This is a genomic window from Globicatella sp. HMSC072A10, assembly GCF_001811625.1.
GTDB lineage: Bacteria > Bacillota > Bacilli > Lactobacillales > Aerococcaceae > Globicatella > Globicatella sanguinis.
The window spans coordinates 1-14210 of record NZ_KV805642.1; the positions used below are offsets into that span (position 1 = coordinate 1).

Annotated in this window: 13 protein-coding genes; 3 read left to right on the forward strand and 10 right to left on the reverse strand. The window is 33.9% G+C overall.

Annotated features, from left to right (window positions below):
- Positions 1 to 214 precede the first annotated feature (214 nt).
- The gene (locus HMPREF2811_RS02470) at positions 215 to 1465 is read right to left on the reverse strand and encodes a hypothetical protein (RefSeq protein ID WP_071407948.1); all 1251 of its coding nucleotides are present in this window, start codon (positions 1463 to 1465) and stop codon (positions 215 to 217) included.
- A gap of 745 nt (positions 1466 to 2210) precedes the next feature.
- Here HMPREF2811_RS02470 and codB point away from each other — a divergent pair.
- Positions 2211 to 3488, forward strand: a complete 1278-nt coding sequence (codB, locus tag HMPREF2811_RS02475; protein WP_071407949.1) for a cytosine permease — start codon at positions 2211 to 2213, stop codon at positions 3486 to 3488.
- A gap of 6 nt (positions 3489 to 3494) precedes the next feature.
- On the forward strand, positions 3495 to 4730 hold the full coding sequence (gene codA, locus HMPREF2811_RS02480) for a cytosine deaminase (RefSeq protein WP_071407950.1): 1236 nt from the start codon (positions 3495 to 3497) through the stop codon (positions 4728 to 4730).
- Positions 4731 to 5296: 566 nt separating this feature from the next.
- On the opposite strand, the gene HMPREF2811_RS02485 is transcribed toward codA, so the two are convergent.
- The 5 genes from HMPREF2811_RS02485 to HMPREF2811_RS02500 all read right to left on the reverse strand — a co-directional run bounded on the left by HMPREF2811_RS02485 (position 5297) and on the right by HMPREF2811_RS02500 (position 8698).
- On the reverse strand, positions 5297 to 6232 hold the full coding sequence (locus tag HMPREF2811_RS02485; RefSeq protein WP_071407951.1) for an ROK family protein: 936 nt from the start codon (positions 6230 to 6232) through the stop codon (positions 5297 to 5299).
- Positions 6233 to 6252: 20 nt separating this feature from the next.
- Complete coding sequence (locus tag HMPREF2811_RS10990; RefSeq protein ID WP_168164929.1) at positions 6253 to 6543, reverse strand: fibronectin type III-like domain-contianing protein; 291 nt, start codon at positions 6541 to 6543, stop codon at positions 6253 to 6255.
- 59 nt (positions 6544 to 6602) lie between these two features.
- Positions 6603 to 6782, reverse strand: a complete 180-nt coding sequence (locus tag HMPREF2811_RS11165) for a hypothetical protein (RefSeq protein WP_141749235.1) — start codon at positions 6780 to 6782, stop codon at positions 6603 to 6605.
- 32 nt (positions 6783 to 6814) lie between these two features.
- Entirely contained in the window at positions 6815 to 7003 is a 189-nt protein-coding gene (locus tag HMPREF2811_RS02495; protein WP_071407953.1) for a hypothetical protein, read from the reverse strand.
- Between the two features lie 357 nt (positions 7004 to 7360).
- Positions 7361 to 8698, reverse strand: coding sequence for a glycoside hydrolase family 30 protein (locus HMPREF2811_RS02500; protein WP_071407954.1), 1338 nt, complete (start codon positions 8696 to 8698; stop codon positions 7361 to 7363).
- Between the two features lie 248 nt (positions 8699 to 8946).
- On the opposite strand from HMPREF2811_RS02500, the gene HMPREF2811_RS02505 reads away from it, so the two are divergent.
- On the forward strand, positions 8947 to 10110 hold the full coding sequence (locus HMPREF2811_RS02505; protein ID WP_071407955.1) for an IS110 family RNA-guided transposase: 1164 nt from the start codon (positions 8947 to 8949) through the stop codon (positions 10108 to 10110).
- Positions 10111 to 10141: 31 nt separating this feature from the next.
- On the opposite strand, the gene HMPREF2811_RS02510 is transcribed toward HMPREF2811_RS02505, so the two are convergent.
- The 4 genes from HMPREF2811_RS02510 to HMPREF2811_RS02525 all read right to left on the reverse strand — a co-directional run.
- Positions 10142 to 10816 carry a hypothetical protein gene (locus HMPREF2811_RS02510; RefSeq protein ID WP_071407956.1) on the reverse strand — a complete coding sequence of 225 codons (675 nt, stop codon included), beginning with the start codon at positions 10814 to 10816 and terminating at the stop codon, positions 10142 to 10144.
- A 17-nt stretch (positions 10817 to 10833) separates the two neighbouring features.
- The gene (locus tag HMPREF2811_RS02515) at positions 10834 to 12444 is read right to left on the reverse strand and encodes a type 2 periplasmic-binding domain-containing protein (RefSeq protein ID WP_071407957.1); all 1611 of its coding nucleotides are present in this window, start codon (positions 12442 to 12444) and stop codon (positions 10834 to 10836) included.
- Positions 12445 to 12454: 10 nt separating this feature from the next.
- Positions 12455 to 13324, reverse strand: coding sequence for a carbohydrate ABC transporter permease (locus HMPREF2811_RS02520; RefSeq protein ID WP_071407958.1), 870 nt, complete (start codon positions 13322 to 13324; stop codon positions 12455 to 12457).
- A gap of 26 nt (positions 13325 to 13350) precedes the next feature.
- A partial coding sequence (locus HMPREF2811_RS02525) for an ABC transporter permease (RefSeq protein ID WP_071407959.1) occupies positions 13351 to 14210 on the reverse strand: 860 nt, incomplete at its 5' end.

Here is a 14210-nt window from a genome sequence, read left to right on the forward strand (position 1 = left end):
ACTATTTACCAACACTACTTGACATAGAGCCAATTAATTATCTTATTGTTCTTATTGATCAGTACTAGCATCGGGAGTGGACAAAAGATAGAAAATCGGCCCTTTGTCAAATCGTGTGGGTGAACAGAGTCATTTCACCAAAAAGTAGAGAGCCACAAAAACACCTTACTCGTTCATCGTTAGAGTAAGGTGTCATTTTTATTTTTTTAAAACTTTAGCCTTCAATATTTAATTTTGCGAATAAGTCTTCAAAATAAGCTTCAGTCTCAGGACGGTCCGCAATGTCGGTATTTTCATAGCCATAGTCACTAGTTTCCGTGCCTTCAATTTTCTTAATCCAGTAAGCCGCAAAACCTTGTGCAAAAGACTCCGACGGATCATTATAATAAGAACCTTCTTCCTCCCACTCTGCTTGATGGATACTCATCCATTCATCAGAATCTGAGAAACTCTTATATTCTTCTAAAGCTGGATCTTTATAAACACGAGAAGAATAATCAATAATATGCCCCATTTCATGATAGATAATAACTGGTTCAATTTCATATTCTTCAGAGAAGTGAATTTCTCTTGCTGGGTACGCCATCGCACTTAAATCAAAGTCGCCGACATCGATAATATTATTAATATCCGCATGTGTCATATAACCAAAACGTGCTAAACGTTGTTGGAAGTCTAACGGTAATTTATGGAAAGCTTCCACAATGACACTTTCTCTTTCACCCAGTTCAGATGACTCTTCCACCCCTTCAAAGTATTCAAAGTATGGGTCTTTGTCTTCGCTGACTGACATATCATAACGTTCTACTAATAAATTATAAGAGTCGTACATATCATCTAATATTTCTTGAATTCGTGGATTAGATGGATCTTGTTCTTGTAAAATTTCCGCACGACGAATGTCTGCATAGGCATCCGCAATTATTTGTGGTGAAAAGTTTTTCGTATAGTGATACATCTCATAAATATCATCCGTATAATGATTCAAGTAAGATCCATGTAACTTAAAATTAATGTCTTGATACTGTGCTTCGACTAATTCTTCTAAACTAAAAGTATCTAATAAATCGGTAGAAGCCACAGCTGGCGAGACGATTTGCATATCGCCATTATCATAAATTAAATACAACCAAGCGAAGGTAGATAAATCACGATAACTTTTGCCTCCAGTGATTTCATTAACAAATTCAAAATTACTTCCTGGATTTGATACATATAAAGCATCATCTACCGATGCAAATAAAGTATCTTCATTCAAAATAATTCGATCATGAATACTTTCACCCTCGCCAATTTCAAATTCTACTTGGGGATATATTGATTCGTAGAGATCAAATTGTTGTCCATTCACTTCAAATGACGTTTCATCAACTGTTGCGGTTTCAGCATTTACGACGCTTAAGGCAGGGGCATTTAAACTGACTACTGTCATTGCCGCTAACCATAGTTTTGTCCATTTTCTCATTAGTCTCATCCTCCCAAATTTTGTTTGCTTAATCTATTTACTATACCTTAATCTTAAAGTAAAACTGATTTCAAATGCAAAGAAAAACGCTTAAAATAAATTTTATTTATTAAAATTTTAAATAAAATACAAACAAAGGAGGGAGTGGACCTGAAGTAGAAATTTTAATGATTTTCGCTTCATCTGTTCACCTCCGCACCGATAGGCGTTGGACAGAAGTAGAAAATCATTTGATGTTCGCTTCGTCTATCTATCCCCGCACCGATAGGCGTTGGCTAGAAACAGAAAATCGTTTGATTTTCACTTCGTCTGCCTACGCTCGCACAATTGAGTTAGCATGAAGTCGAAAATGAATGATTTTCATTTGATCTCCATTTAATATTTTATAATTAATTATTCCATCCTTCATGAAGATGCTTTATAAAACTTTCCATCCCTACTCTGTCTTGATAATTCAAGGACCCCTTGATGATTATTCCATGTGACGAAAACGATTGGAGGCAGATTTTCGCTAGTCGAGCCACTAGAGTATTCATGGTGCCTTGACGGACATTGGAATTTCATTTTTAAATAATCGTCAATTTACTCTGTACAAATAAAGTAACTTTGTTATAATAGTTAACGATAAATCTTTAAATCTATCCGAGAGATAGGAAAGATAGAGAATACGATTTTTTTAGCTTGCTATAAAATAATGCGATCTCTATCCAGAGATTTAAATAATTTTATAGGAGGCTTTTTTGTTATGCAAAATATTGCGGAACGTCAAGAAGTTGCGTCAATACCGAGTCATTTGACTGTAGGCGCACAAGCATTTACCACACAAGATGAGGAGTATGCTCTCACTAAGGTCAATGGAAATTACAAAAATTTCTGGCAAATGTTAGTGGTGATGGTTGGTTTTACTTATTTCTCCCCTTCCATGATGGCCGGTGGTCAATTAGGATTAGGGCTTAACTTTAGTAACTTTGTCATTGCGATTTTATTAGGTAACTTATTTTTAGCTGTCTATACGGGGATCCTCGCACATATTGGACAAGCTACTCGGATGAATTTTGACTTATTGTCCAAAAAAGCATTTGGTCATACTGGTTCAAAATTACCCTCTTTATTAGTGGGCTTAACCCAAATGGGTTGGTTCGGCGTTGGTGTGGCCATGTTTGCGATTCCTGTTGCCAAATTATATGGTCTCAACACTTATGTCTTAGTACTAATTATAGGTGGCTTGATGACCTTAACATCTGTGAAAGGAATTAAAGCTTTATCGATTTTCGGTTCCATTGCCGTTCCTTTAATTACCCTTTTAGGTTTTTATTCGATGTATCGTTCAATTAATGATGTTGGAGGGGTAGCGAAGCTATTTTCAGATACGCCAGCTCAACCGATTACTTTAACCGCTGCTTTAAGTATTGTTATTGGTAACTTTATTAGTGGTGGGACCTCGACACCGAATTTTACCCGCTTTGCTAATAATCGAACGACTGCCATTATTTCCACTGTGATTGCATTCTTTATCGGCAATATCTTAATGTTCAGCTTTGGTGCTACTGGTGCCGCTGCCTTTAATATGCCCGATATCTTTGATGTGTTAATTTTTCAAGGTTTAACGATTCCTGCCATTTTATCTTTAGGATTTAATATTTGGTCTACCAATAATAATGCCTTGTATACCGCTGGTTTATCGATTTCTAATGTAACCAAATTTCCAATGAAATGGATGACCTTATTTGGAGGAACCTTGGCTACTTTATTCGCTATCTTTTTATACGATAACTTTGTTTCCTACTTAAGTTTATTAGGCTCGATGATTCCACCCGTTGGCGCAGTCATTATTATCGATTATTTTATCAATAGCAAGCACTATCAAGAAGTAGAAACAACTCGTCAATGGAATTGGGATGCGATAATAGCCGTTATCATTGGGATTAGTTTGGGATTAATGATTCAAAGTGGCATTACACCCATCAATAGTTTAATCGTTGCCGGTATTGTTTATTTCGTCTTATCAAAAATAAAGGGGTAATGGAAAATGTTAATTAAAAATGTTCATATCGAAAATCAAGAAAAAGCCACAGACATTCGTATTATGGATGGTATCATTACAGAAATTAGTGACCACCTTCATGCTGGTGATAACGAAGAAGTTATTGATGCGACAGGAAAACTGGCCTTACCGCCCTTTATTGAACCGCATATTCACTTAGATTCCGTCTTAACCGCCGGCGAACCAAAATGGAATGAGTCCGGTACCCTTTTTGAAGGGATTGAGACTTGGGCTTTACGTAAACAAAGTCTTACTTATGAAGATGTAAAAGAACGCGCCGGACGCGCAATTCGTAAACAAGCTGCTAATGGTATTCAATTTGTCAGAACTCATGTTGATACGACGGACCCTAATTTAACTGCTCTAAGAGCATTAATCGATCTACGTGAAGAAGTAAAAGACTTTATTGAAATTCAGGTCGTAGCATTCCCACAAGAAGGGATTTTAAGCTATAAAAACGGCTATGAATTACTAGAAGAAGCTCTAAAATTAGGCGCTGATGTCGTAGGGGCTATTCCTCATTATGAATTCACTCGTGAATATAGCGTTGCTTCACTTAAGATGATGATGCAATTAGCCCAAAAATATAATGTCTTAGTGGACGTCCACTGTGATGAGATTGATGATGAAGCTTCGCGTGGCTTAGAAGTACTGGCTACCTTAGCATTAGAAACAGGCATGAAAGGTCGCGTAACAGCATCGCATACTACCGCGATGCATTCTTATAACAATGCCTATGTTGCGAAATTAATGCGCTTATTACGTCTTTCTGAAATCAACTTTATCGCCAATCCACTTGTAAATACGCATCTACAAGGGCGAATTGATACTTATCCAAAACGTCGTGGCATGACGCGAGTCAAAGAATTACTAGCCAACGGTAATAATGTTGCTTTTGGTCATGACGACTTATTCGATCCTTGGTACCCATTAGGTGATGGTAATATGTTAGAAGTCATTCATATGGGATTACATATTGGTCATATGATGGGCTATCAAGAAATTATGGACTCCTATCGCTTTGTAACTCATAATGCTGCTCGCTGTTTAAATATTACCGACCGTTATGGAATTGAAGAAGGTAAACCGGCTAACTTAATTATTATGAATCACAATAATTTCTATAATGTTTTAAATGAACGAAGCGAAGTCTTATATAATATCCACGAAGGTAAAATTATTGCTCAAACTCAGCCAAAAGTAAAAGAGGTTCTATTCTAAGGTTTGTCTATCATATTAAACTAAAATGAATACACACACTTCAAATAGAGTGAGTGCTACCTACTATCGTTAGATGGTAATAGCAACTCACTCTATATTATTTCTTATCGTTTTGTATTCGAACTGCTTTTGTGCTAGAGGTGTTGGAAGTGGGCAAGAAGTTGAAAATCATTCGATTTTCGCTTCGTCGGCCTACCCCCGCACAGGCGAGTAGGCCTCAAAACAAGTCTAGAGACGCCATTTGAAACCACTCAACCACTGCGCTATTAATAAATGAATAATAATCTTAACTAAATTTATCAAGTTTACGCCTAGCCTCTTTTTTGTCTTTTCATAAATCCAAAATATTTTAAGCCCAAACACAGACTATTTTTGACTATTTCGCTAAAAAACCGTCCGTTTTGAATAGTTTACAATTAGCTACGAATAGCTGAATTAAAAATTTTTTTCGAAAGCTATATACTAAGGACTGGTGATTTTTGTTAAGCATCTTTTTCCCTAGATAAAACACTCTCTCTAAATATCGCAAAAAAATTAAGGGAGCTATTCGATAAAATATTATGTCATTACGATTGCTCTTGTTGTACCTTTTGTTTAATTTGATAGACGGCCCCTAATAAACCTGCATCATTTTTTAATTTCGCTAACTTGATATCGCAAGCTGTTTTACCTACCATAAAGTGGTAACTTCCATGGCGCTCAATCATTTTCTCATGCGTCTCCATTAATCGTTCATAGAAGGCCGGATTTTCGGTGATGCCGCCCCCAATTAAGATTGCTTGTGGATCAAATAAACTATCAAGATTGATAATTGCTTTTGAAATAGAAGTATAAAATGTTTCGATTGCTTTTTTCGCAAAGGGATCTTTTTCTTCATTTTCAAAGATAATACGTGCATCCGTCACTTCTTCAAAATTAGGTTCTTGCTCTTTATGCAATCTATTATAAACACCGCACAACCCTAAAACTACCGCACCATGATAATTCAAACTCGAATTTAATTCAATTGATCCAACATCTGGTGTATGTTCCATAATCATCCAACCAAACTCACCAGCCATTCCGTTAAAACCACGATAAACCTGGTCATTTATAACAAAACCTCCACCAATTCCAGTCCCCAGAACCATACAAATATAATTGCTCAAGTCTTTTGCATTACCTAACCATTTTTCAGCTATAGCAACACTATTTCCGTCATTATCGACTGTGATTGGTAAATCTGTATATTGATGTAAAATATCAATCAAATTAATTTGAAAGATACTGTGAATAGCACCGGCAGTAATCAAGAACCCATCTTCACGAATAACACCAGGCATACTAATCCCAATCCCCTCAACTGCTTCATTTGAAAATTGGTTAATAATTTTAACAAGCGTTTCTATAAAGGGTTCTTTTTCTAATGGTGTTGGCACTTTATCCTTTTGCGTAATATTACCTTCTTCATCTACTAAACCAAATTTTATAAAGGTTCCTCCAATGTCAATACCTAAAAACATCTCTGACCTTCCTTTCTAAATTAACCTTGGTATTCCCACTCACCTAACTTAGGTGCATTACTATCAAAGCCTAAATATAATTCAAATTTTCCAGGATCCGTAAATCGTGTCAAATCACTATGAACATAAGCTAAATTATCTACCGTAATTTCAAAGCTTCCCTGGTAAATTGCGTTCGCTTTCACACTGACTTTTTCAAAATGTTTTAACTCTCTCACTGGCCGTACCACTTCCGATACACAGTCACGAATATAAAATTGAACTATTCCTTGCCCATCACTATCACTTTTATTACTTAAAGTATAGTGCACGATAATTTTATTTTGTTTGTCTACGATATTAGCTTCGGTAAGTTCTATTTCACTATAATTTAATCCATGTCCAAAAGGATAGAGTGGTCCTTCATGACGTCTAAATAACGTGACATATAACGAATAGTTGGATTTTCTTCGTTAAACGGTCGTCCGGTTGAGTAGTGATTATAATGCAATGGCATTTGTCCAACGGAACGTGGTAAACTTATGGGGAGTTTTGCTGATAAATGAGCCATCCTCTTCACCAATTTCGGATTGAAAGAACTCGCTAATGCCAATGGAATAGGGAAAATCGTTTCATATTCGTGAATGACATCTGCCATAAAACTAAAGGTAATTTCAGACGACTTTGTTCTAAATAATTTTTCTGAATATTAATGACTTCTTCTTTCGTATGAGTTCCTAATACCGTTCCTATCGAATTAAGTTGTTCTAAACTTAATCCCAGTTCTAACATTGGTCCAGTTATTTCTCCACTTTCTGAGAAAAAAGTGGGTGTAATTTAAGTCATTTGACCAATTTTTCTTCTAAAGTCATTTGTTTCAATAAATCTTTTAACTTTTCCAAAAATAAACCTTCTAAAAATGATTATACGCTTTCAATCCAATCTTAATCAAGATATAATACAAACAAAAGAGAGTGGACAAAAATTAGAAAATGAAATAATTTTCATCAATTCCGCCCACCCTAGCATCGTTCAATCTTTATGAAACATCTTTCAATGAACTTATTAAAACCACTCAACTATTACATCTGTACATTCTAATCAAAAACTGGATAGTTTTATAATGTTTATTCTCTGTCGCTAAATACTTTATTTCTTTATAACGATGGTTATCGCTGTCTTTGCACCTAAATTAAAAGTAAGTGGGTCTTCTACTAAACCTATGATATTAACTAAATGTTCTTGATTAGCGTCATTAAACACAACTATTACCAGAGAACCATCTTTATTTTCGAAAGCCACATTTTTCACTTTTGTATGATCATCAGATTCTAATCTAAATGCTCCTGGTTGAATATATTTGCTAAAATGTGCTAAGCTAAAATAATCTTGTGTTAGTTCATAACGATTTTCTTTTTGATATACTTTTGCTATTCCTCGACAAGTGCTTTCGCCAAATCCAGGCACAAAAGGTCCGTTCTCTTCATCTAAGGCCATATTCCAAAGAATCATTGATCGAGAATTATTTCTTAAGATATCAATTCCTGTTCTCATTAAATTTTCAAAAGCTTTCGAAAAACCTGGGATCCAATCTCCACCGGAACCTTCTGTAAAATGAATTTCTTTTTCAGGGAAGAACGTTTCTACTCTAGTTTGTGAAATTGCATTTCCTCCATACCAATGCCATGCTATACCATCAAAAGAATCTTCAGCCAAATCAAATAAATCGAATGCATAATCAATTCTGTCCCAATTATGGTCATATCCTAAGATTTTAGTTTGAATTTCCGCTTGATTAAATGCGGGTTTTAAATTTTCACTTACAAATTTAGCTTCCTCATGAGCTAAAAATTTCATAGAAGGATAATGCTTCGGTTCGTACAACGGTTCATTTTGAGGAGTAACTGCGTAAATATTAACTCCATGTTTTCGATACTCCTCAATAAACTTAACAAAATATTTAGCATAGCTTTCATAGTAATCGGGTATTAAACTCCCCGTTCTCATTTCACCTGACGTCTTCATCCACCCTGGTGCACTCCATGGCGATGCAAAAATTTTAATATTTGGATTGATTGCTATTGCATTTTTGGTTAAAGGTAAAATACTCTCTAAATCATGATTTATAGAAAAGTTATTTTGATCAACATCAATTTCACCTTCTTTAAGATCATTATAACTATAGATTGTTCTAGCATAATCTGAAGCACCCATCGGGTTTCTAATAGCACTTATTCCTATCCCCTCTATGGGATCAAACAACTCGGTCATTAATTTATTTTTTAAATTTTCTGGTAAACATTTATCAATTAAAAAAGCCGATGAGTCCGTGAATGATGCTCCAAAACCATCAATTTCTTGATTTCTTACATTTTTATTTACAATAATGTCAACACTATCAGTCTTTTTACTTCTTAGTAATTGATTAAAATCAACTTCTTTGAATTGATTTTTTTCATCAGTTGTTATGTGACTAATTATTTTCATTATTTACTCCTTGTATAATGAACACATAGTAATTAGTGTTCTTTTTTTCTTTTTACTATATGATAATCATAGGCTTGTGGATTGGTTCTTACTCCTATAGCTTAGACTATTTTATTAAGGCTCCAACCACATTTCTATGTTTATTTGTTTATGAGTTAGATAACGCTAGACGTTTTATCTCGTGCAAGGATACGATACATAGTTTTTGTGGATAACCACAGCCAATTTATTTTAAAGGATGTGTTTTTATGTTGCTTATTGGTATCGATGTTGCTAAGGATAAGCATGATTGTTTTATTTGTGATTCTGATGGGAATGTGATTAGAGATGTCTTTACCTTTTCCAATGATAGGGAAGGCTTCAATCTTCTTTTATCTTTTATGCCAACATCTTCTGAAAATGTAAAAGTGGGGCTTGAAGCTACTGGTCATTACAGCTTAAACTTAATCAATTTTTTGATTGATAATGGCTACTCCCCAGTAGTTTTCAATCCTTTGCAAATTAATCTTTTCAGAAAAGCTCATACGCTTAGAAAGACTAAAACTGATAAAATTGATGCTAAGTTAATTGCTCTTATGCTTTCTTCCAGTGATGCTAAACCCCACTTGGATTTATCTTACCATGTTACGGAGCTTAAGTCACTGACTAGATATCGTTCTAGACTTAAAGATCAATTAGCTAGGCTCAAAATCTCGCTTGCTAGAATCATTGAGATTGTGTTTCCAGAGCTTGAGGATTGCGTTTACTCGATTAATCAAAAATCTACTATGGCCCTTCTTTATGAGTTCCCTTCAAAGGAATTAATCGCAAATGCTCATCTTACTAGGCTTACTAATCTCCTTAAAGATAATTCTAAAGGAAGATATTCTAAGGACAAGGCGTTAGAAATTAGAAATGTTGCGAGCAATTCTATTGGAACTAGTTCTGATGCAAGTAGTTTTGAGCTTGTTCAAACGATTGATATGATTAATTTCTATTCTTCTAAAATGGATGAACTAGATGCTAAGATAGAAGATATTATGATTGAATTAAACTCTCCTATTCTATCTATCCCTGGTATTTCTTACAATCTTGGTTCTATTATTTTAGCTGAGATTGTTGATATCAATCGATTTGATACTCCTGCTCAGTTACAAGCTTTTGCTGGCCTTGATCCAACCACTCATCAGTCTGGAAAATTTATCGCTACGGGTGTTTCTATGGTTAAACGTGGCTCTCCTTATCTTAGATGGGCTATCCTCAATGCTTCTAGGTTAATAGCTATGAGAGATCCTTGCTTTAAAGATTATTATCAGGGAAAGAGAAAGGAAGGTAAACACCACTACGTTGCTCTTACACACGTTGCTAAAAAGCTAATCAGAGTTATATTTAAATTACTTAAAACAAACACTCAATTTGTTCCTCAAACATAACTTCATTTTTAAAATTGCCTTTTTTCAAGGCTTATTTGCCATGCTCATTTTTATTAGATTGTCTTTTGCTATCTTTCATAAAATTCTTTTGTTTTCTACTTGACTTCATATAGTTAGTCTTATTGATTGATAAAATTAATTTTCTCTCTAAATGTTTATATATCTTTATATGAATATAAAATGGTAAACTTATTCCAAATAAGAACCAAAATATCAATAATCTTGGTAAAAAAAATAAAATAATAGGTGGCACAATATATAAGATAGCTATTCCACAAAATATCCCTATATACTTCATTGTAACAACCGAAGGGATTCTAACTATCTCTACCATTTTGTTTTTGGAAAAATCACCAGCAATCAAACCATTTAAACAAATTAACGAATAAATACTTAACACCATTAAGCACACAAAAAGCAGCTCTTTTGGTAAGAACGAAGTAATTACGATCAATATTATCAACATCAATAACATTTCCATCCAAATTTTAATAACTCTTTTTCGATTGATAATATCCCTTATAATTTCCACAATAGTAAATTCGTCATCATTTTCATCGATTCGTTTTGCCACAACATTAATAAATGAACCTAGAGTAAAAATTGGTAAACTAAAAACAAAGAAAAAGATATTCAATTTCAATAGCATATATCCTTTACTTAAAGTTTTATATACCGTACCATCTAAATCAAATATCTTTTTCATATTTACTCATCCTTGTCTTATTCCATACCTAATTTTTCTTTATTGTTTTTGATTTTTTCTGTTCTGATTTTTACAATTTCATCCCAGCCGTTATTTTTTTGGAATGTTTTATAAGTTTCAACTAGTTTATCAAATTCATCTTCGCTTCCAGCACGTATCATGCCGACCAATGTTGTATTCCAATTAGTGTTAATTCCAGATAAATTTCTTGCTTCTGGCGTACCAGGTGTAGGATTAGTATTTTCAATAATAAAATGAGGTACTAATTTTCCTTTACCCCATTCTCTTAATTGAATAAGAGCTGGTGTTGCTGTTTTTTCACTTGCATAAGTCTGATATTTATCATGACCGAAGAAAATAAATTCACTTAAACGATATTCTTTTTTATATCTTTCAGAATCAGTATCTTTAATTTCTTGAATTTCTGGTAATAACTCGATCTTACCATCAGCATCATATTGGAATGTTTCACCTTCAATACCAAAAGTTGTTAATAATCCACCATACTCACTTTGTAAATATGTAAATAATTGAATTGCTTTTGCTGGATCTTTAACATCTTTATTAATATAATTAATCATCCAACCTGAGATTCCACTCTGGTTTATTGTCGGTTCATTACCTTTAGTACTTTGTGGTCCATCAATAGCAATATATTCTGAACCTGGATTCGCTGAGTACCAATCTTGAAGGAAACCTGACATTTGGGCAGTACCATCTGCGAACACAGTGGCATAACGTCCTGTCTGAATTTTTTCTTCGAAAGCAGTTCCATCATCTGTAAAGCTATCGTCTGATATTAACCCTTCAGAATGAGCTTCACGTAAAGTTTTCATCCAAGTTAAGTAATCTTCGTCTAAATTTCGATCATAAAACTCATCATTTTCTGTAGTTAAAGGAACGCCGATAAAGTCTTGGAATGCACCACCTAATGATCCTGTTCCTTCACCCAATGCATTAAATCCAAATGGAATTAAATCTGGAAACTCTTCTTTGATTTTCTTTAATCCTGCTACAAATTCTTCCGGTGTACCAAAGTCGGGCTCACCGATTGCTTCATAAACATCTTTTCTAATAATGAAGTTCGTATTTGCTGGTATTAAATCCTCTTCATAATCTTCAGATGAATTTGAGTAACTTGGGTAACCATAAGTCTTCCCATCTGATAATTGGAACCAATTCATAGTATCTTCAGAAGCTACTTTGTTCCAATAAGGATCATATTTCTCTGCTAAATCATTCAATGGGTATGCCCAAGTATTTGCTTGTTGCGCGACCTGTGAGCTTGCATCAAATATAGTTACAAAATCAGCTAAATCTTCCGAAGCAAACATTGTATTTAAACTGGTATCGTCACCTTTAATAAATTTAACTTTAATATTTAAATCTTTTTCAATTTGCTTGGTAACCGTATCCTCTCCCCATGAATCATTCCACCAATCCGCATTTACATACCAAGTAAATTCTGTTGGTTCTTCTCTTTTATCTATTTTCCATGCGGGTTCATCAGGATTTAATTCATAACGTGCCGTCTCACCCTCTGTATTATTGTCTTTATTAGCAGTTTCACCACTACCACAACCGGCTAATAAAGCTGATAATAACAAGACACTAGTCCATTTTTTCATAATAATTCTCCTATTCTTTAATTGCTCCGACCATCATGCCAGAGATAAAATATTTTTGTAATAATGGGTAAATAATAAGTATTGGGACAGTTGTTACAACAATGGTCGCTAACTGAATACCCCGTGTTGTGCCTTGAGCAACCGCTGTACCAATATTTTGAATTGTATCAGTTTGCGATTGAACAATAATTTCATATAACTTCATCTGTAATGGGTATAACGCTCTATCTGTGATAAATATTTTTGCTGTCATAAAATCGTTCCACTGGTTGACACCATTAAATAATGCTATCGTAGCTAATGCTGGTTTTGATAATGGCAACATAATACTTAAAAATATACGCCAATATCCAGCACCATCAATTTTTGCTGATTCTTCTAATGAATCCGGTACATTTCGGAAAAAGTTCATTAAAATTATCACATCATAATAACTTAATAAGGCTGGAATAATATATACCCAAAAAGAATTTAATAGTCCTAATTGTCTAAATAGTAAATAGGTAGGAATCATACCTCCTGAAAAAAACATTGTGGTGATTCCCATTGCAGAATAAAATTTTCTACCTTTTAAATCATTTTTACTCATTGCATATGCCATCATAGCGCAGAAAAACACATGTGTTATGACACCAATAACTGTTTTTAAAACGGAAATAGCAAAAGCATTCCAGATAGTTTTATCATTAAAAACAGAGATATAATTATTTATAGACCATTCCTGAGGAAAAAAGACATAATTTCCTCTTGCCAATGCTTGACTGGATGCAAATGAAGAAACTAGAATGTTCCATAAAGGCACTACAATCGTTAATGTAAAAATAGATAAGACAATGACATTAATAATATCAAACCATAAACTATCCTTATCTTTTTTCATAACTTTTCTATTCAATAGTCATCCTCCTAAAGCACCGATTGATTATCATTAATTTTTTTAGTTATTTGGTTAGATGTAACCAGAAGAATAACTGAAATCAATGATACTCCTAAACCAACAGCAGTTGCATATGAAAAGTCTCCCTGAGCAATCCCCATTCTATAAACATAGGAGTTAATTACTTCAGCTTTTGGTTGGTTTTGACTATTCATAAGTACCATTGTTTGATCGAGATTTGACCCTAATAATCCACTAACTGATAAAATAAGATTTAATACTATAATATTTTTTAACGATGGAAGTGTAATATGTTTAATTTGTTGCATACGTGTTGCCCCATCAATTTCAGCTGCTTCATAATATGATGGATCAATCTTGGCCAAGGTAGCTAAATAGAGAATTGTTCCCCAGCCAGCATTTTTCCATATATCTGATAAAACTGCAATCCACCAATAATTTCTTGCTGTTAGTAAATAGTTTTCATTTTTTATTTGAAAACCTAATCCCGATAAAATATTATTTAGCAGTCCCGTTGTGGATAACCAGTTAATTAACATTCCCCCCAGTACTATCCAGGACAAGAAATATGGCATATATGAAATTGTTTGAACTATTTTTTTAAACTTACCATCTCTCATTTCATAAATCATGATCGCTAATACAATTGGAACACCAAACCCTAGAAATAGCTTCATAAAACTGATTCCTAAAGTGTTTATAACGGCATCCCAAAAGAAACTATCTCTCATAATTATTTTGAAATTGTCTAATCCAACCCAAGGAGCAGTATCTATTCTATCGATGACTGTATATCTCTTAAAAGCAATTATCAAACCATATATAGGATAAAAATTAAAAATCGCCATAAAAATAATCGCTGGCCAAA